The sequence below is a fragment of the Bacteroidota bacterium genome, assembly GCA_013360915.1.
Lineage (GTDB): Bacteria > Bacteroidota > JABWAT01 > JABWAT01 > JABWAT01 > JABWAT01.
The window spans coordinates 141,613-166,923 of record JABWAT010000004.1 but is presented as its reverse complement, the minus strand read 5'-3'; the positions used below and the strand labels follow the sequence as shown (position 1 = coordinate 166,923).

Genomic DNA, 25,311 nt, shown 5'->3' with positions numbered 1-25,311 from the left:
CCCAAAATTTCAACTATCTATGAACCATAACCACGCTGACCTTCCCGATTACCATCGGGACGCTCTCCCAGCTGAGCTATAGCCCCAAAATTTCAACTACCTATGAACCATAACCACGCTGACCTTCCCGATTACCATCGGGACGCTCTCCCAGCTCAAGCTATAGCCCTAAAATTTCAAAACCAGACATCCTTTGTTTCACACGTATATTCAATCAGCCAAACAAAGGGTACCTGATTATTTTAGGAAAGGCAAAAATATCTCCAATCAGGTTGAATGTCAAGAAATGTAAGGCAGCAGAGCACTCTTAACACTCAACAACCCATTGAAACCGACTGTCCTTGTGATTCGGTAAATACTTTGCTTTATTTATATCAACCAACAACATCAGGCAACTACCCATGGAGTTAATCCGCAGAACCATTCATCGGTTCTGTATCTGCTTGACGGCTTTTTCCTTTTCCTGCCTTCCAGACAGCCTCGGGCAACATTATCCATTTGTTCATTATAATCAGGATCACGGCTTACCAGGTTCACCGGTAACGGCTTTTCTACGGGACAGCCGCCAATACATGTGGGTAGCCAACTACAACGGCCTTTCCATCACCGATGGCTTCCGTTTCAGGGTGTTAACCACCACGGACGGACTGATTGCCAACAGTATCCGTTGCCTTGAAGAAGACAACCACGGACAGATCTGGATAGGTACCGATTCAGGAATTTCAATTTTTGATGGATTTCGTTTTAAAAATTATCCTTCGGGCGAGCAAATCGGAGCAGGCATTGTGTGGGAAATCAGCCGGGCCCAGGATGGAAGCATGTGGATTGCCACCTCCGAAGGCGGCCTGACGGTCTTTGATGGCACCCAGTTCATCAGACATTCATTACCTGGTGGTTTGTCTGATCAATCGGTCCTGTCCGTTTTACCCCTGACAAAGGACACGCTTCTCGTAGGAACCAGGAACCACGGAGTAAAAAAACTGGCTGTTGCCCGGGATGGTACCGTTCACGACATCACCACTCCCGACCTGACTGCAATCGGGAAGCAACATCTGATTAAAAAAATCAGACGGGACCCAACCGGAAATATCTGGGTTGCGACACGGGGCGGAGGCGTTTTTTTCAAGAGGAATCAGTCAGGCAGATTTAACTCAGCGCCCATTCTGGCCGGACACGATGTCTATGATCTGGCTTTTCTGTCGGATCGTTTGGTCTCATGTGCGATTTTTGGCGATGGCATTATCCTGCTCCGGTTTGACGACGATTTTAACCTGGTGACTGAAGAAAAATGGTCGGTTGACAATGGTCTTGCCAACGAAAAACCCTGGTCCTTGTATGTGGATCCTGATTCAATTCTTTACATCGGACACCTGACAGGATTTTCAAAACTGACCACCCGGCAAATCCGGCATTTTTCGATCCCGGGATTCGAAAATGAGAAAACCATTTTTTCTCTTTCTCCTGATTCATCAGGCGTCTGGGCGGTCACCAATAAAGTGGTAACCCACATCTCGCTGACAGAAGGGACCCGGAATTTTAAATCGTACTCTGAATCTGCCGGAGTTCCTGCCACAGAGAAACTGGTAATCTATACCGATCCAACCGGAAGAACTCTGCTGGGGTCTTCCAGAGGAATTCATCTCTTCAAATATCCACGATTTCATGCGGTTGAAGGACTTCCTGCAGCAAACGTGATCGATCTGGTTGCCACACCTGACCTGACATATTGGGCCGCCACTGGTCAGGGATTATGGACCTTTCGCCTGGACAGAACCGGAAAGGCCTCCTATTTCGAAGAGTACCGGCTAAACGCAGGTGTTTCCTCCAATACCTTCTACTCGGTTGCACCCGGTCCTGATGGCCGCATTTGGACTTGCTCTCCCTCATCGGGTATTTCCTTCCTGAAAAATGGCCGGTTGTCTAATCTGAGCAAAAAAGACGGACTTCCCGATCAGAGTATCTGGGATCTGACGGTTAGTAAAAATGGAACCATCTGGGCCGTTTCCAATTCCGTTGGTCTTATCAGAATCATTCCGGATGGAGATTCCTTCCAATATTCGGTTTTCTCAGTAAAGGACGGATTATCCTCTGGGTTTTGCACCTCGGTTCAGTTCGGTCCGGATAGCAGTCTGATCGTGGGTCACAACACAGGACTGGATATTTTACGATTTCAGGCACCGGATGATCCGACAAGATTTAATGGGCGTGTGGTCAGACGATTGAACAGGCAGAACGGTCTTGGCGGAAACGAAGTGACCACCGGATCCTCCATCATCCTGGATTTCTTGCAACGTCTCTGGATCGGTTTGGTTGATGGTCTTACTGTTGCCGATTGGCAGATATTACAAACTCCGCTTGCTCCGTTCCGACCGGTGATTACCCGCATATTCAGCCACTCAGAACCCGTGTATCATGAGCGGTTTTTTCATCCCGACACGCTGACGGAATCAGGTGTACCGGTACAACTGCCACCTGGCACTTCAAATCTTCGGTTTGAGTTCACCGCGTTAAATTTTCGTGCTCCCGAAGCCACCGTCTTCTCCTACCGTCTGTCCGGATTGGATGAAACATGGTCCCCACTTTCGCATTCCCGGGAAAAGGAGTATACCAATCTTTCTCCAGGAACTTACCAGTTTGAATTGCGAGCCAAACATCCCGACGGAGACTGGGGTGAAACGGTCCACTCGGTGCCAGTTATCATTCTTCCCTTTTTCTGGCAAACCTGGTGGTTTATCACCCTTTCTGCCTTATTCTTTTCCGGAGGGTTGACAGGATGGATTTTTCTGCGGGTCGGCAGAATTGAAAAACAAAAACAAATGCTTGAAGCAGAGGTGGGAAAGCGTACAAATGATCTGGAGAGGTATGCTCAGGAAGTTGAATCGGCCAACCAGGCCCTGTTCGATTTAAGTCGCCAGAAATCGCAGCTGCTCAGCATAGCAGCCCATGATCTCAGAAATCCGCTGACAGCAATTACCACAACAGCAGAAATGATCATTGCCAGATCCGATCAGCCTGAATCAGTTATTCAACGGGCAGAATTTATCCGGTCGGCAAGTATCCGTATGGTTCAAACCATCAATTCCCTTCTGGATCTGACTGCCATTGAGGATGGAAAGATGGAATTGACCAAATCGGAGTTTAATCTGCCCGATGTACTCCGGTTTGTAACGGAAGCCAACCACATCATGGCAGAGAAGAAGCAGATTTCAGTCCGGCTTCATCTGCCAGCCGGGTCAAGATTACCTGTGTTTGCTGACGAGGCAAAAATTCAGTTGGTTCTGGAAAATCTTCTGTCAAATGCCATCAAATTTTCACCATCAGGTTCAATGGTTGAACTTGGATTGAACAGAGTGGAAACAGGATATCAGATTTGGATCAGGGATGAGGGACCCGGCTTTTCTGAAGATGATCAGAAGCGATTATTCGGCCGGTTTGAAAAATTATCTGCTCGCCCCACGGCTGGCGAACATTCATCCGGATTGGGGCTTTCCATATCTGCTGAACTCATCAGAATGCACAACGGAATCATAACACTGGAGAGCAAACCGGGAGAGGGCGCCTGCTTTACCATCAGTCTTCCATTTGGAAAACAGTTTTTCTGATTGATTATTGAATACTGATGTGAATATTCACACCGATTTCCGAAGCGGAGATTTCCGGAGAGGATAGCGATCCCGAAATGGGTTTAGAATTGGTGTATCGCCAGAAGGCCGATGCATTCACCCGTGATGAAATTGCATATCCCACCCTCGGTTCAATGGTAATCCGTGTGGTTCCGCTGGGAGGTGCCGCCGAGGCCTGATCGGCTGTCAGCGGTTCGATCACCGTTTCATCAACAGCATAAGACCCGGTCATGGACAAATCAATGTCATTCTTCAGGGTATTTCCGTTAAACGGCCAGAAATTAAGCAATGTGGAACCACTCTGACTGTAAGACAAGGATCCTGAAAGCTCACGCGTGTTCTGTGTATTAAGCTGATAGTTGACGGTGGAAAGTGAAATATTCCTTGCCATATTAAAATTGAGTCTGGCCGTCAGTGGTTTGTTGAACGCGAAGGTAAATCCGACCAGCGGTGCAAATCGTTCAGAAACACGCGGTGACTGAAATTCCTTCCTTGGAACAAACAGGGTATCTAAGGGACTGTTTGGATTCACATACGGTTTTCCTGCATCCTGTCGGATTCCGTAACTGGTCTGATAGTCACCGGAGTACGAGTGATTCATTGTCACCGTCCTGAAAAAGGAGGACCACAAGGGAAACTTTTCCAGACCCGTCACACTGATGGTCCAGTTCGGCAATGGAATCAGATCCTGCCATTCACCCGGTATTGTAAAAATACCAAGACCCATTACATTGGTGATTTTCTCAGACAAACCAAATAATTCCAATCCATCGCGGAAGGCCGCCACCATCTCGTTGTTTCCTGTGATGTAATTTCCGGTTTCCTTGTTGGTCGGAATGTTTTTCTGGATACTTTTAAAATCTCCGAAAATGGAAATAAATGAACGGGTGAATCCTCCCTTCTTGGTAAGCTGCTCTGTATTGAATGTGGACGCATTCAATTTTGCTTCCTGCGAGTAATTCCAGGTCACTTTCCATGACAATTCTGTTTTAACATTTTCGAATGGCTGGAATCCGGTACGCCAATCCAGAGAATTGGACTGAGAGAAATTTTCGGTTGGATTGACTTTGATTGATGACCCTTCCAAATATCTCAGTCTTGGACCAGCATCCTTTGACAAACCCAACTGAAATGCAAGCCCCGGGCCACGGATCACATTTGGTTTATAAAAGCCAAATCCGTCTGGCCACCAGTCTGCATTAAATGGATAAAAATTCAGAAATCCAGACTGTCCGGCCAGTCCGTTGGTTGTAAAACTGTTTTGCTGACTGAAGTTGATTCCGATTGCATCCAGAGCAAGGAACATTTTACCAATGGATTGAATATCACTCCACAATTTTTCATGTGCTGCCAGAGAATCCCGTTTCACTTCCTTTCCTGCTTTAACAGGACCATCTGATGACGACAGGAGAGATCGGAGATCAATATTTGATCTCAGCGAAAAGGAAGTGGCCCAACCAGCAGAATTTCCTAAATTGGTACTCGTCCCGCGTGCACTCGCGTTGGGATTTCGCCAGGAGTACTGGGATGAATAAGAGGTTGTCAGGTTGGCCCATCGAATCACCGGAATTTTATAACCGAGACCGATGCTTTGTGTGTAAGACAAATCACGCCCCAGATCAAGCCGGGCCATCCGTGAAAAAAGATCCCCCACAATTTCACTTTCAGGCCGTTCCTGATTTTCAGTATCCACTAACAAATCCTGCAGTGTGGAAGCTGTATTTCCCGACATTGAAAAAGTCAGATCCTGAGTGAAGGGAAATGCCAGATTAAAAGAATGATTGGCGGTAAACTGCAAACTGGGTTCATCGGGTTTTCCTTTCACCCTTGATTTCACCTGAGATCTTGAACGACTGATGCTCATACCAAAACCAATCGATTGTGGCTTCAGAAAAATCCGGGTACCAGCCCAGGTTTTTATCGTTTCATCATCAAGAAGAAAATAATCTTTGCCCATCAGGTCTTCTAAGGGTGCAAATGGTTCCCAGTATAAATCCTGTGCGAACCGGTAACTGTAATCCACACGCGATCTCCAGTCCCAGGACCGCCTCCAATCCTCCTGTGGTGAACGGGAATAATCGTTAGAGTATGAAAAGTCCAGGGTGATTTTATCTATGGTCGCCTGGAGCAACGGATTTTCGGAAGGTTTGACCTTTTTTATTCCATTCAGTGAAATCTCATTCGAAACACTGACCGTACGATTACGGTCAATCAGCCGGGCCCCATTTGAATCCAGTTTGGCAGCTTCGCTCAGCTGAATATCTGAACCGGCCAGAAATTTTGGTTCTGAAACCGATTCGGAATGTCTGATGCTGAGCGGGATGGTCACATCCTGATTATTATTCAGGAATTTTTCCAACCCGAATTGTGCACCGACTGACCAACTGGTCCTGGTCTCTTTGTTGTTACTGATCGATTCGGTCACCCGACGAAACTCTGCATCGGTGCGCTCAATGGAGAAATTCACCGTTCCGATATCAGCCAATTTGACACCAAGCGCAGTCTTGGCTGCCCAACCTGTTTCTTCCCGGTAACCCGATACCCGCAATTCATTCACCCAGATCGAAAAATTCAAGGGCAAGGCCGACCCTTTACCTGCCGGATTCCTGAGACCAATATTGATTTGTTTGATCTGGGTGAGGGTTGGCGTTCCTCTCAGCAAAATTCTTGTACCAGCCGGATAGCCAATCGGGTTTCTGACGATCAGACTATCCCTTCCGGCAATTTTTCTGGTTTTTAATGCAGTAAGCGCGGCAAGATCAATATCGAAGGTGTTCTCCGGACTCCAGGTAGCAGGTCCGCTTGCTCCTTTTCTCTTGTCGGGATGAAGGGGAAGTGCAACCTCATAGTAGCTTCTCGAGTCTGATCCAAACCGAATGAACACTTCGGCATCGTAATTTGTTGTATCCACGAATAAAACGGGAGTATCAGACCCTGTCGGGTTTTCATCGGGGCCATGAACAAACATCTTTAACCGTTTGTAATTGGTAATGTTCATTCCGGTGTTTCCACCGATATTCCTCTGAATGGAACGTTCCATTCCATCTTCCAGACGAAATGCTGAGATCTCAAGAGACTGCTCATTTAACTGAATATTTTCATCAGGACGGGTCCGGTCTTTTTCCCGCTGAATTCCCGGAGGTGAATTATATTTATCCGGATTTTCTTCGATGTTGATTACAGCAACAGAGAGGACACTATCACGTTGATTTTTTTCATTTTTTGTGATCAGCCACTGATTCCCGACAAAATCGATGGTGGCAAATTGCATATATACCGGATTTTCGAATCCGCCCAGCCAGATTCTCATATAACGGATATCACCGAGGTTTTCAATGGTTCCCACCTTTTTTCTGAATTCTGTAAGGGGAATCCGAACCTGATACCATTTACTGGATTCATTTCCTGAGACAACGTAACCGACACCTGCTTTCAATGAATCGGGATGAATGGCAACCCTGTAGTTGTAATAATCATTGGCCTGATCCAGAAAGGTTGATGCATTCATATCCTCGCTATCTGGAATAGTACGATCCTGAGATCCCTGGACACTTGTATTGCTTTCCGATCCGTTAATCCGGGTAAAATCATAACTTCCCTGGTTGAAGGAATAATTATCACCGGAAATATCGGCCAGAATTCTTTCCTTCTCGGCCGGATCGATTCCGATGGCATCCAGGGAAGCTCTGAAAGCACTATAAAAGGTTGTTTCCTCCTCATTTTTAAGACCATCCAGACCGATATCATCATTTTCAGAGAATTGGGAAGCAGAGGTGCTGATCGGCCGCCGGCCCCATGTACTTGCCGTTGAGTTCCGTTGCTGGGAAATTCCCAACTCAGTATTTAACTGTCCGTCGGGTAAAATGTCCTCACTGATGTACCCAAGATCAATATTTAGAAATCCTCCCTTGGTGTCGGTATAAATGGCAGAAGTTTCATTGTCGGTTACCTGGAACCAGAATTCGAGAAATTCGATATTCTCGGCTGCCAGATTGGTCATGTAGGAAGGCATGGCCTTCTGAATTCCGGCCCAAGTTTCGCCAGAGGTATTATAAATGGTCTGATCAAGCCGGGTTGAGTAATTAAAAGGTCCGCGTTTTTTCGGTTGATAATCAAACACGAACGGTGTGATGGAATTATCACGGGATGAAACAGACCGATCGGGCCAGATATCCTGAATGGGAATCCGGCGGGCATAATCATTATAATACTTCAGCCAGGCGCGGTAATTGGTCAGGGTTGAATCGACTTTTCTGAAATCGGTCACCGGCAGATTTTTCCATCCGACCAGACTGGTATCAGGAACTGTGGACAAACTCCAGGAAGTGTAATTAAGACCTGCGGTAATCGCCTTTTTTGATCCTTCAAAATCATCAATATAAGCCACTCCATCCGGATCGAGCGTGGTATTGAGTTCGTCGGGGTGTCCAGGAATAATCTGGGCCACCTCACCACTGATACTGAACTCGGAAACCTGTGAGGTTTTAACCCCCGGCAGAACATTCAGCGCACGGGTAAGCCATCGGGCCTCGGTGGACCATCGGCCATCCATCCCAATAATATTGTTTAATTTGGGTTCCTCACCAACTCTGACCTTATCGGTCAGCGGTTTTTCGGAATAACGCAACCAACTGAATCCAAGTTTTAAATCATCGGTCAGATCCAGGTCAAAGCGCGAGCCGATGAAATTTTTAGATGCCAGGGTAAACAGATCATTCGATTCAAATTCCACCGAGATATTACTTCCCGGAGTCAGATACGCCCGGTTCTTTATCTGAAGTGAACCCAATTGGTAATCGACTTCATAATCCACATTCGGTACCAGTGGTATTCCGCCTGAGAGTACTTTTACCGATCCTTCAACCAGATTAAAGGCTCCAAGGGTATATCGGTCACTGATAGACCCTTTTACCGATCCCTTGATGTAATATTTATCATCAGAAATTTTTGCTGCCTGCTGGGTGGTGTCATACAACTCGGAAAACAGATAATCTTCCTTTTTATCATCCGGCAGTGACAAAGCGTTTACTTCATCAATCAGTGGTTTTGAATTAAAGGGCTCCAGAAACGGAAAAACAATTTCACCGCGGCGGGGACGAACCGTAATTCCAGGACGGAAATCAAATTTATCATCTTTCTGCGGACTGGCATTCGGCCCCTGGACATTCAATCCAAGCACATCGAGAAGGTTGTTATTGCTTCCTGGCAATGAACGTTGCGCCTGATTGCTCTCGAGAACCGTCAGATCCAAATCAAGATCTGCTTCAATAAAATCGGCACTGCCAAGGCTGTAGATATTTTTCAGCATCAGATCCCAGGCTTCGGTATTCGTATTATTCAGGGATTGTGGCCTTACCAGTTTTAAAACCAACCGGTTTCTTTGCTCACCCGACTGACCAGCAGAAATGGCAAAGTCCCCAATCCGGGCGGTTTGGTTTGATCCGGCAATCTGAACTTCATACGCAATAGCAATGGCCGCGGTTTGTTCGATCTGTGTATAGATGTGCAGAATCCCGGTTTCTTTGTCTATTTCATAATCAGTGCCTTCCTGCAGTTTGATAAAGGTACCGATCGCATACTCCTTATTACTGATTCCCAGGTCGATTGGAGTGGCTGTCCGGTTACGAAGGCGTGTTAGCTGGTCGGCAGTAAACGGACCATCACCTCCGGGCAGACCCACCAGTTCTCCTGGTTTGATTCCTGGATTCTCTCCCAGTTTTAAAAGGGCGACAGCTTCCAGTTCCTCCTTGGGAGTCCCCTGGGTGGTTTTCTGTTTCCAGACTTCGTATTGAATAATCGGTGCATCCGATTGCAAAAGAGAAGGAAGGGTGGGAACAAAGGCCTTTTCATAAAACTCGCGGTAGTAGCGGGACAGAAAAAAGTGACGGTCGTAATCATACTGCCAGACCGGAATATTGATTTCCTTCTTCTGCTGGCCACCGGTAATGGATCGTTTTTCGGTTTTTCCCTTTTGCTGAGAAACCAGAAACGTCCAGGTCAGCGGGCCCATCTGCATGGTGGACTTGATACCAAACAATGCAGAAGAACCCGACACATAGGTACTGGGAGTGGTCAGCGAAACGTTACCGGCTTCGATCTTCTTGATAATTTCATCTTCATACCCGGTATAGACCACCCGCAGACTGTTTTCATATTCAAACGTCCGCTGGGTTGACCAATCTGCACTGATCTGAAGTTTATCACCCACAGTGCCCTGCACATTCATCTGAAATTGCTGGTCAAATACCGGATCGTTGGTTGTTCCGGTTCCTGTAGTCGATTCATTGATGGAGTTAAAACGGGTGGCCCAACCAGCCTTAACATCAATGGAACCATTGACCCGGATGTTGATTCTGGGGGGACCGAAAATGGTCCGGAACAGGGCACTGCCTCCGGTCGGAACGTAGATATCCACATTGGTGATTTTTGAAAACAATTCCTCAATGGCATCGGCCTTTTTTGTGACCACACGGGTTCCTGTCAACGTTGTCCAGGTAGAACGGATATTCGACTGAAACCGCTCGTTCACATAGTTTTCATACGGCATGGCAATGGGACCACGCAACGTCAGGTCACCAATGGTTTCCCTGATGATCACAGTAGAAAGAGAACTGTCGATTTCCACTTTCTTCTGAATGGAGTTCGGCTGGGACAGAAACAGATTGTACCGTATATCCATCGCAGGATCCGGAACAAACGATTGCGGTCGGCGGAAGGTCATTTGTTCAATTCGGGCAGTGGAATCAGTGGTGAACTGAAGCGAATCGGCGAGTTTTTCTTCCCAGGTTTTCTGACGCGGAACCACCACCGAATCGGGACGGGCCAGAATGGAGTCGGTTGGAGCCACCATGGAATCAGGTCTGGAAGTAACAATCGAATCGGCAGGAACAGGCACCGGGGGCGGCGGAACCGTATCGGACCGGGAGGTATCTGCAGTATAAAGCCGGCCGCGATCCGGTAAATCGTTCCAGTCAGGGACGAGACGTCGCTGAGCGGCTTCCTGCTGTGGAATGCAGGAACTGAGTCCTAAAACGGTTGCTGCCGCCAAAAGACCAAACACGACCCGTTGGGATACGGTGATCCTGAAATGCTGTTTAAAACCCACGTAAGCGTTTATTAGGTGATTTGGTGATTCAGGCCCTTATTGGCCCGGATCCTGTCGGTAGCAAAGTATCGCTGGCAGCTCCGGAAAGTGAAAGTGGGCAAAAATATTCAAAATCGATGATTTCGCCAACCGTTTCACCGGAATGGAATGCGTTTTGCCCGACTATCGCATGCTTTCTGGTATAAGAGAGTCCGGATTGGGTAAGAAACCGCTTAATTTTTCCAGCTAAAGAGTTCCTCTGGATTACCCGGAAAGCCAATTACGGCAAAGAAGGACCTTCAATGGGATCGGTCACCTGGTTCAGATTGAGGTGAACCGGACTGATCAGATTGGCCGGGCCTGTGGATAGATAACCAGATGAAAGAATCCTGCAACGAAGTCCGCCCCGGCCTTTCAGAAAAGTCCACGCTCCCGGGGCAAACCCATCATCCATCCACCGGCAGGGGGTGCAATGGCCGGACCCGGACAACCGGATACCATTTATTTCAAACTCCAGACCAATCAGCTCATTGAGCGGCACTCCGCTGATTAACACATTCCGACGGAAAAATTCAGGGGACCTATCCGTCAACTTCAGGTGAACCAGCAATTCATGATAGACTTCCATGGAAAACAGGGTCACCTGGCCTGAATAGTCGGGTTTCCGGTTATAAAACCGGTCTCCCGGAATCCCTTTTCCTACTTCGAGAAAAACCGACGGATGCGAAGTCATGGCATGGGGACCCGGCTCGGAAGTGGAATTCCCGAAGTAGGCATGGCCGGCAGAAGTAAAAAGGTGGTGAATAACGACAGGATACGTGATCATTAGAAATGATTGGTCGATTTCAGGTCGTGAAGCGGATAAAACGATTCCCTCCAGCGGATCCCCTGTTGCCGGGTGGTTACCCAGGCAGACCGAAGGATGGCAATGGAAACCAGCAGCGCACCAACCGGCAACAATAGCCCCCACCAGCCCGATTTATTCTGGAAGGAGGGATTGTAGATAAAAAATGCAGTGAGAATCAGAAGAATAACCGGGATGGCCGAACCGGGCGACGGCCAGAACAGCAGAAACGGACCGCAGGTAAAAAACAGCCAGGCCGATAAGCCTGCAATCATGCGGATCCAGGAGTAACCAAATCCGGTAAACGCATTTTTCTCAATTCCTTTCATGGCCGACAAGGGATGATCGGCCTGCCATTCCACTTCCAGGTGCTGATGGGCATTGTAAAGCCTGCAGGAACCACCAGATTGCTTGGCCAGTTTGCCCAGCACCATATCATCTGCCACATCCATTGGAAAGGCACGGTGTGTTCCAACCCTTTCATATAAGGACCGTCTGATCAGGTTAAAGGCACCGATACCGGCAAACGCCCTGCTTCGGGGCAGATGAACCCGGTCCATGTGCTGACTGAGAACCAGTGCTGCGGCAAAAGCCAGATTAAAGGCAATGGTCAGCGGATGGCGGGCCACAAAGGCTGGGAATGCACAGACAAAATCCTCCTTGTGATGCTCGGCGTCGGTGAGAATCTGATTCAGCATATCGGGTCTGATATGAATATCTGCGTCGGTAAACAACAGCCAGTCACCCGTTGCCTTCGCGGCACCCAGACTAAGTGCGTGGTTCTTGCCAAGCCATCCCGGTGGCAGCACCTGATTGCGGATCACCTGAACCCGCTTATCAGCAGCAGCCAGCCGTTCCATGATTTCGCCCGTGGCATCGGTGCTGCGGTCATCCACCCAGATAAATTCAAGGTCGGGATAGGTAACCAGCAGCCAGCTTTTCAGGGCAGGTTCCAGTTTACCTGCTTCGTTTCGGGCAGCCATGATCACCGACACCCGGGGCAGGAGGACGGCTTTTTCGGTCCCACGCTGGCCAGGTACCGGACAGACCTGCCGCAACCGGAAAAACTTCCAGACGGCGACCAGCCATCCCGCAAAAAGAAGCAGGAGAGCCCAATCAGCCACTGTCACGGGTTACCTTTTTCAGGCGGGGCATCCGCCAGCCAAAATATAAAGACGCCAACCGGATTAAGGTGATGGCTCCGATCGTAAGCAGACTGATCCATTCGGGGGAGAGATCGGTTTTCTGAAGGGAAAAATACACACCGGCACCCAGAAAACAGGCCGTGGCATATATCTCGCGATTGTGAAAAATAGCAGGAGTCGTGCCCAGAAGCAGATCACGGATAATCCCACCTCCGGCAGCCGTAATCACCCCCATAATCACACAGACCGAGGGAACCGCCCCCAATAATTCGGCCTTCTGAATTCCGATCAGGGTGAACAACCCCAGTCCGACTGCATCCGGAATGAGAAAGTAATGATAAACCGGCTGAAGATTTCTCACGAAAAAAAAGACGGCAATGGTGCTCCCGAGAATCAGCCAGAGATACAGGGACTGATCCATCCAGAAAATGGGGTACTTGTTCAGGAGAAGATCACGGATGGTTCCCCCACCCAGTGCGGTGACAAAGGCAATAACGAGCGCGCCGAAAATATCGAGCCGCTTTTCGGCAGCTGCCATCACGCCTGAAATGGCAAATACAACAGTTCCGGTGATTTCAAGCCAGTAAAACATGGTGAATAAAGGTAGAAAGTTACCACCTGAATTCAGAATTGGTCCCGTCTGGTTCCAACAGAAACAAAAAAGGCGGTCAGAGGACCGCCTTTTTTAACGACATACCGGGGAGACGTTTACTTCGTCAGAATCATCTTCTGGCTCTGTGTGCCAACCGGGGTAATGAGTTTGTAGAAATACACACCTGAAGACAGACCTTCTGCATTAAACTGACGGGTGTGCGTACCGGATGGCATGGTTTCATCAGCCAGCGTGGTAACCACCTGACCCAATGCATTGAAGACCACCAGTTTGACTGCCATTTCGGAGGGCAGGTTAAAGGTGATATTCGTAGTCGGGTTAAACGGATTCGGGTAGTTCTGGTTCAGCGACAGACTGTTGGCCACTTCGGTGTCTTCACCTTCGGTCATGCCCATATCGGCATCATCCTTGGTAAAGCTGGCAACGGCAACCACACGTGGTGCAGTGTAGGTGGCTTTTACCCACACCTTTTGTGACGGATTGGTCGAACTGTTATTCCGAACCTTAATCTGATAGTAACCTGTAGACGCAGGTGTGTAGGTCAGGGTAATCGGATTGGTTGAACCAGTGACGGTCTTCAGAATACTGCTGCCGCTGGCATTGTAAAGCTGAATGGCCACACTCTTGAGAGGGGAAGCAGACTGATACAGTTGAACTGTGATGGTTTTTCCGCCTTCAGAGAAGACACGGCCTGCATAACGCAGAGCCTGTGAACTGGCAGGAAGTGCGCCACCCTGTTTCAGGGAAGAGGCATGGCTGTCGCCGAGATCATTGGCCATTTCCCATTCCTGGGTGGTGGTCCGAACGGCAGGAGCAAATCCGCCGGTGGTACCAACAGGGGCCCAGACGGTATAACCGCGGCGGATGTTGGAACCATCGCAGGGAGGAATCCAGATAGTTGCACGACCTGAACCATCGGTCCAGATGGTACCGCTGTTGGCGCCCGAATAGTCCTTCAACTCACGGTTGGCACCAAAGTCGGTCTGAACGGTAACAGATTGCCAGGTGCTCCAGGTATCATTCACACCAATGATGGCACGACCGGAACGCTCGATAACCAGCGCATCACCAGCCTGCCACCGGACTTTATAGGCACCGGCTTTGAAGTTAAGTTTCTGATGGCACCAGATCAGGTTTACCAGATAATCACGGGTGGGAAGATCGGTGGTGTTGGTCGGACGGTGCGTATACCGTTTGGTGGTATTGATCTTGAACAAATCTTCGAAGAAAATCTGAGGGGATCCATCAACCGACATGGCAATGGCGTAAGCAACCTGAATACGTGGATCATCCGGATGAATGTGAGGAGCCAATTCATCGCCTGTGTTCCAGGATGCATAATCACCCGAGGCGTTGAAACTGGCTGGACGGAATGTATCATGATTGTTGACGAAAGGAACCGTGCGATAGCGGTTGCCCTGCTGCTTTCCGGGAATGGAACCCAGATCATAGAATCCACCACCGGTGATAATGCCGTACAATCCTTCACGGAGAGCAAAATCAAAGGTTCCGATCATGTCTTCCGATCCACCGTTCGAATACTTCACATCATTGATATACTGATCCATTTCATAGGCGGAACCGACATATTCACCGACGTTGAACATTTCAGAACCACCGTTGGCCCAGCCGGCATTGTATTTAACATTGTAGCTGAGGTCCTGAACGATGTAATGAGGGAAATGTTTGACAGCATCCCAGCGGAAACCATCAACGCCCGTCTGTTTCTTCAGCCAAACGATCCAGTTGCGTGCTTCGGTACGCATGTAATCGCTGTATTGAGCAGGATTGAAACCAGTTGCATTGGTCGACGGACCGTAAGCACGGGCATCCTGATAGCAGATATCGGGTCCCCAGCCGCCTTGTGCCCAGTTACCGCTGGTTGAGTTTACCCATTGGTTCGGATGGAAATTGGTATAGTTCTTTGACCAGCGGCCTGAACGGGCCCAGTATTCAGTGGCATTTTCTGCTGAAGTGTTTCCGGGTACCGACGCTGCAGGGGCAGGTTTGCCATAAGAAACATAACGGAAATTTTTATAACCACCTTCGTTGCGCATGGAATAGGTGGGTTCGGGGTCCTGACCACCGGTTCCGCTGTTGGCAGATCCGGCATCACTGGTGTGATTCAGAACCACGTCCTGAATGACCTGAAGTCCGTTGGCCTTCATAACAGCAACCGACCGGAGGTATTGATCTTTGTTTCCGAAACGGGTGGTAACAGAACCCTTCTGGAATTTGTCACCAAGATCATACTGATCAAATACCGAGTAACCAACGCTGTTGGTTCCGGCATTCTTTGGTGTGGGGGGAATCCAGACTCCATCAAGACCATTGTCACGCAGCCGTGGTGCGAGTTCGGTCAGATAGTCAGCCCAGGCGTTTGAGTAATTGTTGTTCCAGTAATTCCACCAGAATCCCTGCAGAACGACTTTTCCGTTCCATGGATTCTGAGCCTGGACTCCGGCAAACAGAGTAACCAGTACTGCAAGTGCTAAGAACCATTTTTTCATGGCGAACCTTCCTTGTATGTCGTTTAACATGATCCGGGCAAAGACCCGGTGATTGCGATTTTATCAGAAAGGCCCGAATCCGGTTGCGCTTTCATTATGTTAACGGGAGTAAAGGTAGATTTGTAAAAATTTGTTGTCAATACCTCTGTAGAATGGCTTCCACACACCTATTTCGTGACATATATTGACAATACATGCAAAAACAAGGGATTTTGAGGGTTTTAAAGTGACTTACCCAATCAAACACATGTGATGTGACGCACTTTCTTAAATAAAAAAGTCCGGACGGGCCGGACTTTTTAATGAAAATTAATGAAAAGGCTCAGGGAAGCCCTTCCTCCTGCAACCCGCGGGAGGGCTCGGATTCGATCACGTACTTGTCTTTTTTGATCAGACGACCAAACCGGACAGAAATATCATCCAGCATGGAGTACACCACCGGCACCACCAGAAGGGTCAGCGCCGTTGAAGTAATGAGTCCACCGATGATCGCCTGTCCCATGGGTGCCCGCGTTTCAGATCCTTCCGAAACCGCAAGAGCCACTGGTAACATCCCGAAAATCATGGCAAAGGTGGTCATCAGAATCGGGCGTAGCCTGATCGGTCCCGCTTTCAGCAGCGCCTCGTTGCGTGAATATCCCTCCCGACGCAACTGATTGGTGAAATCCACCAGAAGAATGGCATTCTTCGTCACCAGACCAAACAACATTATCACCCCGATGAGTGACATGATTGAAATGGAGCTGCCGAATGCGAGAAGCCCAAGAAAGGCTCCTACCAGCGACAGAGGCAATGACACCATGATCGACACGGGATGGATAAAGCTTTCGAACTGGGAGGCCAGAATCAGGTAAACGAAGATGATGGCCAGCAACAGGGCGATTCCAATGTAACCAAAGGATTCGGCCATGGCCTCTGCCATTCCAACCGATCCCACAAAGTATCCCGGGGGAATGGTTCCGTTCACCTTCAGGCGTTCTACCTTGCTCATGATTTCTGCATCGGCATTCCCCAACAGGTTGCCAGCCAGGTTAGCCGAAATCACAATCTGGCGCTGACGGTCATAACGGGTAATCTTCGAAGGCCCGTATCCTTCCGAAATGTCGGCCACTGTCGACAGCGGAATGTACAGATCCTGACCAAATTCATCCTTGTTATGGGATTTGATCAGCACCTGATTCAATTCACGGTAATTCACCCGGTCTTCGGGCCGCAATTGCAGACGAACCTCATACTGCTGATCTCCTTCCTGAAAATCAGAAACCTTTACGCCATCGATCATCTGTTGTACCGTCGAGGCAACGGCATAAACATCGACACCTGCGTTGGCGGCCACATCGCGTTTCAGTCGTATCTGGACTTCTGGTTTGGTTTCCTCGAGCGAGGATTCCAGATCGACCAGTCCGGGAACGGTTCTGAAAATGGCCATCACCGAGTCTGCAATTGCTTTGGAAACAGCCAGATCGGGCCCCTGAACAGATGTCATGATGGGCTTCTGGGGCGGACCCACATCCGATGGCAATCCATACCAGAGCTGCACACCGGGAATCTGATCCTTCAACTCATTCCGCATCTTGAATATCAGCATGAATACATCCATGCTGCGTTCTTTTTTCGGCTTCATGAGCACCAGAATATCGGCCATGTTCACCGGCTGATTCTGTGACCCGATGGTGGTAAAGGTATTGGCGACTCCGTCATACGTTTTAATTTTGGATTCGACCATCGCTGCATATTCAATGGTCCGGTTCAGGCTGGTACCCGGAGGGGCTTTCACCGTCACAGTAAACTGACCCTGATCCTGATTCGGAATAAATTCTGAGCCAAGGAAGGTGGGAATCAGCAGACCGGCTAAAAAGGCAATGGTTGCAATTCCCATGGTAATCCATTTATGTCCGAGAACCCAGTTCAGTGTTCCCCGGTAGGCATCGTTCAGCCGGTCAAACAGCCGGTTAAACCAGTAAAACGGTTTCTGATACCACTTACAATCGGGTCCCAGATGGGTTTCCTTCGTGAGAATACGGGCCGACAGCATGGGCGTGAGGGTAAACGCCACAAACAGGGACACCATGACGGCAATGGAAACCGTGATACCAAATTGCCAGAAGAATCGCCCGACGATGCCTTCCATGGTAGCCACCGGGAAAAACACAGCCACCAGAGAAAAAGTGGTTGCCATGACCGCCAGTGCGATTTCCTTGGTCGCATTTATGGCGGCATTCACCCGGGTTTCTCCGTCATCGAGGTGCCGGTAAATATTTTCGATGACTACGATGGCATCATCAATCAGAATACCAACCGCCAACGACAAGGCCAGCAGCGTCATGAAGTTCAGCGAAAAGCCCATGAAGTACATGAAACCAAAGCTGGCGATAATCGATGTGGGAATGGCAAGTGCGGCAATAAATGTCGAACCTGCATTCACCAGAAAGAAGTAAATAATCAGCACCGCCAGAATACCACCAATGATGATGTCTTCCTCAACGGCCGCCACGGACTGTTTGATGTAAACCGAGGTATCATCGACCAGCGTGATTTTCACTCCATCCCGTTCAACCTGTGCAGTCAGATCCTTCAGCAACTTATTCACTTCGCCGGCAGCTTCCACCGTATTGGCATCCGATTGCTTGATTACCGTGATCCCGATGGCGGCCTGACCGTTCAGAGCAGAATACGTACGGGGTTCAACGATGCCATCTTCCACATCGGCCACATCACCCAGGCGAACCACCTGACTGCCAACTGTTTTCACCACAAGGGATTCCATGTCCTCGGGGGTCTGATACCGGCCTGCGGTTCTGACCAGCAACTCGCGGCTCCCTTCATTAAACCGGCCACCCGGAAATTCCAGATTGGCCGATTGAATTTTCATGGCCAGATCCTGCATGGTAAGACCGAAGGCATTCAATTTCTGAAGGTTAACCTTCACATTGATCTGGCGTTCACTGCCTCCCAGGAGATTGATCTGCCCGACTCCGGCAGCGGTTTCGAGCCGAGGTTTGATCACGCGTTTGATGTATTCGGTCAGGGTCTGCTGATCCAGCTTCTCCGAAGAAACCACCATGCTCATGATGGGGGCGGCGGCCGGATCGACCCGCAACACAATCGGATCTTCTATATCAGCGGGCAGACTGTTCAAAACCGTGGCAACCTTTTCGCGCACGTCCTGCGCTGCCGTCACTGAATTGACATCCAGATCGAACTCCACCACAATCTGACTGAACGATTCCTGTGAAACCGAGGTGATGTGCTTGATACCCGAAATCGAGTTGATCACTTCTTCCAGTTTGGCGGTTACCTGCGTTTCCACCTGTTCCGGCCCGGCACCCGGGTAAATCGTATTCACCACCACGATGGGGAAATCGACCTTCGGAAACAACTCCATTTTCATCCGGCTGAATCCGAGTAACCCCACAACCAGCAGGGCCACCGTGACCATGGTCATAAAGACCGGTCGTTTGATTGATAATTCTGCTAATGACATCGTCTTTTCTTTCTTTCAGACCGTTTTATTTCGCTTCCCGCGGAATGATTTTATCACCTTCTTTGAGCAGAAGTGTACCCGAGATGACCACCTTCTGGTCTGGTGACAGACCTGAAAGGACCGATACGGTTTCGGTGGTCCGGTAACCGGTGGTTATCTGAACAGCCGACAGGGAACTATCCGGATTAACCACCAGAACGGCCTGTTTGCCCAATTTGGTTGTCAGACTGTTGACAGGCAAAAGCAGGGTTTTCTCTCCGTTGCTGATATAGATGGTTACTCCCACAAACTGCCCGGAACGAAAACCGGATTGAGAGGACAAGCGGATTTTTGCTTCAAAAGTCCGGGTGGCCGGGTCGGCAGCTTTGGCGATTTCATAAATGGTTCCTTCCGAGAGGACGGACGGGTCATCGGTCAGCTTTACTTTTACCTGGGTCCCAACCTTCAACTTTTGCAGATCGGCAGAACTGAGGGCAATGCTGGTTTTCAGCGAAGACAATTTCGACACGGTTACCACCGCAGAACCGGCTGTTACAAAGTCACCTTCATTGACATGAATGGCGGTGATGGTTCCGGAAATGGGAGATTCGAGCATCACCAGGTTTTTCACGCTTCGCAGGTTGGCCTCGGCCACATCCAGATTCACTTTGATTTCATCGAGCATCTGCTGCGAAATGGCACCCGCTTTGAGCAGGTTGTTGTACCGCTCGTAGGTTTTTACTGCCAGATCATAGCCTGATTTGGCCTGATCATACTGTACCGAACCGGTACTGACATCGAAGTTGACAAGGACGGCCCCCTTTTCAACCTGCTGTCCGATGGATACAGGAATGGCCAGAACCGTCTCGGATACGCGCGCCCGGACCACCGTTTCCTCAGAACCGGAAACCGTTCCTGAATAATTGAGCTCCTGAATGAGGGAACCAACCGCAGGCCTTGCTACATCGACCAGCAATTCATTGTTTTTTTCAGGAACGATGGCATCGCTTTCTGTTTGAGTGCAGCCACTCAGGAAAAGACTGGTCGTAACCAGCAGAAGAAGACTGACAACATAGAGTTTCATGGAGATTTCTTTCTATATATACTATTTGATGATAAAGGATTACTTTCCGGTACCGACCAATTGTTCCCAGTCGGCACGGGCCACGAGATAATCATAAACGGCCTGAGCATGGTTGGTCAGCGTCTGACTGAGGGCCACCTGAGCATCGAGAACCTCCAGCTGCATACCCACTCCAGACTTGAACCGGATTTCTGCAATGGACAAGGCCTTCTCTGCCTGACCAATGGCTGCCTGCTGTGCCTCGACCCGTTCACGGGCTTCGGACATTTTCAAAGCAGCATTCCTGACACCCAGAGTGATCGTTTTCTGAACCTGTGAAATGGTGAGATCCATTTTCCTCACTTCCAGATCGGCCTGTTCAACCTGGGCCGTGGTCTGGAATCCGCTGAAAATGGGAATGGACAAGTTCAGTCCGATATAAGCAGATTCGACCCATGTATAGGAACCGAATTTGAAGTCCTCCGATTGGGTCTGCGTTTGCCAGGTTCCGAATCCGTATAAACTGGGCCAGTAACCAGCTTCCTTGATTTCTTTGTTTTTCTCGAGAAGCGTTTTCTGAAATTGCAATTGGCGGATGGTGGGATTCAGTTGAATGGCAGCATCCTCACCACGCTGAATCTGATCATCGGGCAGAACCGCAAAATCGAAGTCATCCGCCGGAACCGGCGTTTCCTGTATGCCAATGGTGTTTTTCAGGTTCAGTTCGGCCAGACGGACGCCGTTTTCTGCCTGAACCACCGATGGTTTCATGTTTGCCAGCTGAACCGACATGCGCAACTGGTCGAATTCACTGGCCAGTCCCTGTTCATACATGGCTTTTACATTCTGGTAATTGGCCTCTGTCAACTGATACACTTTCCCGATAACGGTTTGCATGCGACGGGCCAGCAACAATCCGTAATAGGCCTTTTTAACATCCAGTATGGTCTGAGACCTAGAGGCAGAGACTCCCTCGGTTGTATAATCCTGATACACCTCGGCCACTTCCAGAGCAGTTCCGACGGTTTTTGAAAACAAAGCCTGCGTCAGACTCAGACTGGCTGTGTAAGAGTTATTGGATCCGATTTCGATCGGAGTCACCTTACCCGAGTTTGGATTGTTAAAGTCGGGCAGAAAAAACACCGGTTTTTTCAGATTGCGGGTATACTGTAAGGACCCTTCAATGGTTGGCATGGCCAGACCATAGGCTTCCCTGATCTGGCTTTCCGACTTTTCCACGTCGGCTTTGGCGATCTGGAAGGTTGGATTCTTTTCCAGTGCCAGAGCAATGGCTTCCTGGAGGGTAAGTTGTCTGACCGGTTGACTCATGGCCGGCCGGGCCGATAACAGTACGGCCGTCAAAAGAACGGCGGTCCCTGTCAGATATCGGTTCATAGGTGCTTTACTCCGTAATTGATCGTGACTGATTGATTCCATAGATAATTGTATTGATAAAGAAACGGGCTTTTTCGCGAAGTGCAGGTGTTTCGGGATGCGTAAATCCATCAAAGCAATTGCCGTGAAGGACCGAGAAATGCAATCCCCACAAATGAGAAGTGACCATGGTGGCCAGTTTAAGCGGATCGGTCTGCCGGAACTCTCCGGTTGCCATTCCGGAAATGAAAATGCCGGAAAGAATTTCGGCTTCCTTGCGCGAAAACCGCTGAATCACATCAAAGTACTTCGGACCCAGTTCGCGCCAGAAGTTCAGCCGCTTCTCAGCTACATCATACCGCTCTTCAATTCTGGTAAAGAGCAGGTCCAGATACCGGAAGAGCTTGTCCCGACCCGACCTTTCTTTTTTCAATTCCTGCAGAAAAGCTTCCTCCATCTGGGAAACTTCCAGATCCACTGCAGCCCAGAACAAAGTGTCCTTGCTGTCGAAATAATGGTAAATGGTGGCTTTTCCAAGATTCATAGCCCGGGCCACGTCCTCCATCGAGGTCGCCGATAACCCGTTTTCCATAAACTGATTGAGCGCTTGCTGAACGATTGCGGTGCGTTTGTCTTCCATTAATCCCGACTATTATCCTGTTAAAGTCGACAATAGTACGCCAGATTGACTTAAAAAGTTTCGAATGGAAGGGGTTTTAGCAGGTGAAATGAGAAAAAGAAATAAAACAATCCCGACTTTTTACAATAAATAGTCGGGATTATCAATCATTAAACCAATCTAATCAGGAAGCAGAGGTAAGATGGGTGATCAGATTCGAGGTGGCTGTATCAAGCAGTTGGTGAACGTCATGAAAGCCGGCCACCGGTCCGTAGTACGGATCGGGGATTTCCGGAGCACCTTCCACAGGAGCGGGAACCGGACCAGACAGAAACTGACCGATCATTCCGACCTTTGACTGCAGGTGGGTGGTTCCGGCCAGCCGGCGGACGGTTTCATAATTCGACCGGTCCATGCATAGTATGTGATCAAACCGTTCAAAATCAGCCTGCTGAAACTGACGGGCCCGATGATTCAGCGCCACACCGTATTCGCGAGCAACAGAAGAGGAGGTGGTATGGGGTGGTTCCCCGATATGATAACCTGCTGTCCCGGCACTGTCTCCGGTTAACCGGGACTCCAGCCCCCGTTCCCGCACCTTATGCATAAAAATGCCCTCGGCAACCGGTGACCGGCAGATGTTTCCGAGGCAGACGAATAAAACCCGTTTCATTGCTTTTCCTTTTGATGAGCCGGCCTGTCAGCCGGTGAAATCATTTCTTTCCAGATGCCGGCTTCGAATCGGCCTTCCGATGTGGCGGCTCCCCTGAACATGCCGGTCGAATTAAAACTGAAAACGATAGTACCTTCCCTTGATACCGCCACCAATCCGCCATCACCCGGATTCAGAACCCCGAATACCACCGAATCGGCGGCCGATTGCAGGGACTGGCCCCCCCATTCCATCCGGGCTGTCACCGAGCGGGCCACTGTATGACGGATAAATTGTTCTCCCAGGCCCGTACAGGAAATGGCCGCTGTCCGATTATCAGCGAACGTACCAGCTCCGATTACAGGCACATCACCCACCCGCCCGGGGCGCTTTCCGGTGGTTCCTCCCGTTGAAGTGGCAGCAGCGAGGTTTCTCTTCTGATCGCGGACCACACAACCAACCGTTCCTTTCTGCAGATCTTTCCAGGAGAGATATTGTTTCAGACGCCGTGGGGTATCGAACCAGGAAGGAGCAACCTGCTCCAATCCGGATGAATCGGCAAGAGCCTTTAAACCGTTGCCGGCAAAAAACACATGCGGGGTTTTCTCCATGACATAACGGGCCAGTCGGATGGGATTCCGGATGGTTGTAACACCGGCCACACTTCCACAGGCCAGCGTACGGCCGTCCATGATGGCTGCATCCAGTTCATGTGTCCCTGCCGAGGTAAAGACCGATCCGCGTCCGGCATTAAACAGCGGATCATCTTCCATCACCATCACCACTGCTTCGGCCACTTCAATGGCCGGTAAGCCTTTCTGGAGCAGCGCTCTGCCGGTTTCAAGAGCCCGGAACAAGGATTGATAGTACTGTTGGGAAACCGAATCGGGGGTTGTGAGAGGTATGGTGCCGGCTCCGCCGTGAATGGCAATGGACCATCCCGACTGAGTACGTCCGGTGACCGGTAGCGCCAGAATTCCTGTAAAGAACAGTACTCTGGCCAGCCAGAGGGTCATTTTGCAGCCTGAAGCGACTTGAGCTGGCCAATCCGCTGATTGAACTCATCCGCCAGCTCGGGCTCCTCCTGAATCAGCATTTCGTAGACCCTGATCGCCTTGGAAAACTTGCCCTGCTGGGCAAAAATCTCAGCCATCGTTTCCGATGCAATCATGATTTCATCATCGGGATCATGGGGATGTTCCTCCGCGGCTGCTGCCGGGGCTTCCTCTTCAATCACGTCGCTGATTTCATCATCCTCGACCAGTGAATGGGGATCAACCAGATGTATTTCGGGTTCGGCTTCTTCTTCGAAAGGAGCCGTTTCAGGAAACATCTGATCAATGACATCGGCCTGATCACCCAGATCCACCGATTCTCCCGTCTCAGAGGATTCCACCGCGACTGCAGTCTCTTCATCTGAGGCCAGTTTCAGGTTTTTTGTGCTGATTTTTTTATACCAGGCCGGCACCAGATCGGCCGGAAAATCCTGGAATTGCTGATATTGACGGGTCAGGTCCAGAATCTGAGCATACAAGGGATTGCTCACATCGATATATGGATGAAGATTGATATACAGAATCAGCGGGGTGTGGTAGTCAGGAAAATCCGTCATGAACTCCTTCATAATGGATTCGGCTTCGTCGTACTTTTCCGATTTAATAGCCAGTTCAAGCTGACCAATTTTTGTTTGGACCTGATCTGCAGTCATACCTGTTGGTTTCCTTTACCCCATTCAGAGGTTCAATATAGCCATTCTGCCGTGTTGCTCAAATCATTCCGGACCGTAACTGTCCTGTCACCAGTTAGATACCACCTTCGAAAATATATCATCAGACAATTTGGTGATCGCATTTTTCAACGCCTCCTCTTCGGCAGACCGGTTTCCCACTGAATAGTCTTCCCAGCTATCGAAGGATTGTTCCCAGATGGTTTCCCTTTTCACCAGATCCTGGTAGGTGACCTGTATGCGGATGCTGATCCGGTTGGTGGCAGAGGCCACGCCCTGTGTTATCACATAAGGCTGGTTTGAATAACTGACGATGCTGGCCGAGAGGCGGCAATCAGCGCCAGTACCTGAAGCCAGCTCCAGAGAAGATTGAGTGATAATCCGGTTGGTCACCTCATCGGTGATCGTTTCTTTCAGTGACAGAATTCCCGAATTGCTTTTGTCCTGAAAGACCGGAATGTCAATCCTTTTCAGATGAGGGGGAATGGAAGCACCGGTAAAACTGTAAACTCCACATGCCGACACCAAAGGCAGGAGGCAAAGGAAGGAAATAATCTGCTTGATCATGGCTTAAAAATACATGACCGTTGATGAA

At 49.4% G+C, this 25,311-nt stretch carries 14 protein-coding genes; 1 reads left to right on the top strand and 13 read right to left on the bottom strand.

Annotated elements, in window-relative coordinates:
* Positions 1-443: 443 nt before the first annotated feature.
* Positions 444-3,602 carry a hypothetical protein gene (locus HUU10_07980; protein ID NUQ81532.1) on the top strand — a complete coding sequence of 1,053 codons (3,159 nt, stop codon included), beginning with the start codon at positions 444-446 and terminating at the stop codon, positions 3,600-3,602.
* Positions 3,603-3,606: 4 nt separating this feature from the next.
* Here HUU10_07980 and sprA read toward each other — a convergent pair whose 3' ends face one another.
* The 13 genes from sprA to HUU10_07915 all read right to left on the bottom strand — a co-directional run bounded on the left by sprA (position 3,607) and on the right by HUU10_07915 (position 25,283).
* Complete coding sequence (gene sprA / locus HUU10_07975) at positions 3,607-10,683, bottom strand: cell surface protein SprA (protein NUQ81531.1); 7,077 nt, start codon at positions 10,681-10,683, stop codon at positions 3,607-3,609.
* A 304-nt stretch (positions 10,684-10,987) separates the two neighbouring features.
* Positions 10,988-11,533 carry a molybdenum cofactor biosysynthesis protein gene (locus tag HUU10_07970; GenBank protein ID NUQ81530.1) on the bottom strand — a complete coding sequence of 182 codons (546 nt, stop codon included), beginning with the start codon at positions 11,531-11,533 and terminating at the stop codon, positions 10,988-10,990.
* The gene (locus HUU10_07965; GenBank protein ID NUQ81529.1) at positions 11,533-12,681 is read right to left on the bottom strand and encodes a glycosyltransferase; all 1,149 of its coding nucleotides are present in this window, start codon (positions 12,679-12,681) and stop codon (positions 11,533-11,535) included. The genes HUU10_07970 and HUU10_07965 overlap by 1 nt, the downstream gene beginning before the upstream one ends.
* The gene (locus HUU10_07960; protein NUQ81528.1) at positions 12,668-13,288 is read right to left on the bottom strand and encodes a trimeric intracellular cation channel family protein; all 621 of its coding nucleotides are present in this window, start codon (positions 13,286-13,288) and stop codon (positions 12,668-12,670) included. Before HUU10_07960 ends, HUU10_07965 begins: the two co-directional genes overlap by 14 nt.
* A gap of 116 nt (positions 13,289-13,404) precedes the next feature.
* Entirely contained in the window at positions 13,405-15,819 is a 2,415-nt protein-coding gene (locus tag HUU10_07955; protein NUQ81527.1) for a DUF1939 domain-containing protein, read from the bottom strand.
* A gap of 322 nt (positions 15,820-16,141) precedes the next feature.
* Positions 16,142-19,303 (bottom strand): efflux RND transporter permease subunit, encoded by a 3,162-nt coding sequence (locus HUU10_07950; protein NUQ81526.1) that lies wholly within the window; start codon positions 19,301-19,303, stop codon positions 16,142-16,144.
* Between the two features lie 25 nt (positions 19,304-19,328).
* Positions 19,329-20,366, bottom strand: a complete 1,038-nt coding sequence (locus HUU10_07945) for an efflux RND transporter periplasmic adaptor subunit (protein ID NUQ81525.1) — start codon at positions 20,364-20,366, stop codon at positions 19,329-19,331.
* A 39-nt stretch (positions 20,367-20,405) separates the two neighbouring features.
* On the bottom strand, positions 20,406-21,740 hold the full coding sequence (locus tag HUU10_07940) for a TolC family protein (GenBank protein ID NUQ81524.1): 1,335 nt from the start codon (positions 21,738-21,740) through the stop codon (positions 20,406-20,408).
* 7 nt (positions 21,741-21,747) lie between these two features.
* Positions 21,748-22,359: a TetR/AcrR family transcriptional regulator gene (locus HUU10_07935; protein ID NUQ81523.1), complete on the bottom strand. Its 612-nt coding sequence runs from the start codon at positions 22,357-22,359 to the stop codon at positions 21,748-21,750.
* A gap of 163 nt (positions 22,360-22,522) precedes the next feature.
* Entirely contained in the window at positions 22,523-23,011 is a 489-nt protein-coding gene (locus HUU10_07930) for a low molecular weight phosphotyrosine protein phosphatase (GenBank protein ID NUQ81522.1), read from the bottom strand.
* Positions 23,008-24,006: an isoaspartyl peptidase/L-asparaginase gene (locus tag HUU10_07925; GenBank protein NUQ81521.1), complete on the bottom strand. Its 999-nt coding sequence runs from the start codon at positions 24,004-24,006 to the stop codon at positions 23,008-23,010. Before HUU10_07925 ends, HUU10_07930 begins: the two co-directional genes overlap by 4 nt.
* Entirely contained in the window at positions 24,003-24,698 is a 696-nt protein-coding gene (locus tag HUU10_07920; protein ID NUQ81520.1) for a hypothetical protein, read from the bottom strand. Before HUU10_07920 ends, HUU10_07925 begins: the two co-directional genes overlap by 4 nt.
* An 87-nt stretch (positions 24,699-24,785) precedes the next feature.
* A complete protein-coding gene (locus HUU10_07915; protein ID NUQ81519.1) occupies positions 24,786-25,283 on the bottom strand; it encodes a hypothetical protein in 498 nt (165 codons plus the stop codon).
* Positions 25,284-25,311 lie beyond the last annotated feature (28 nt).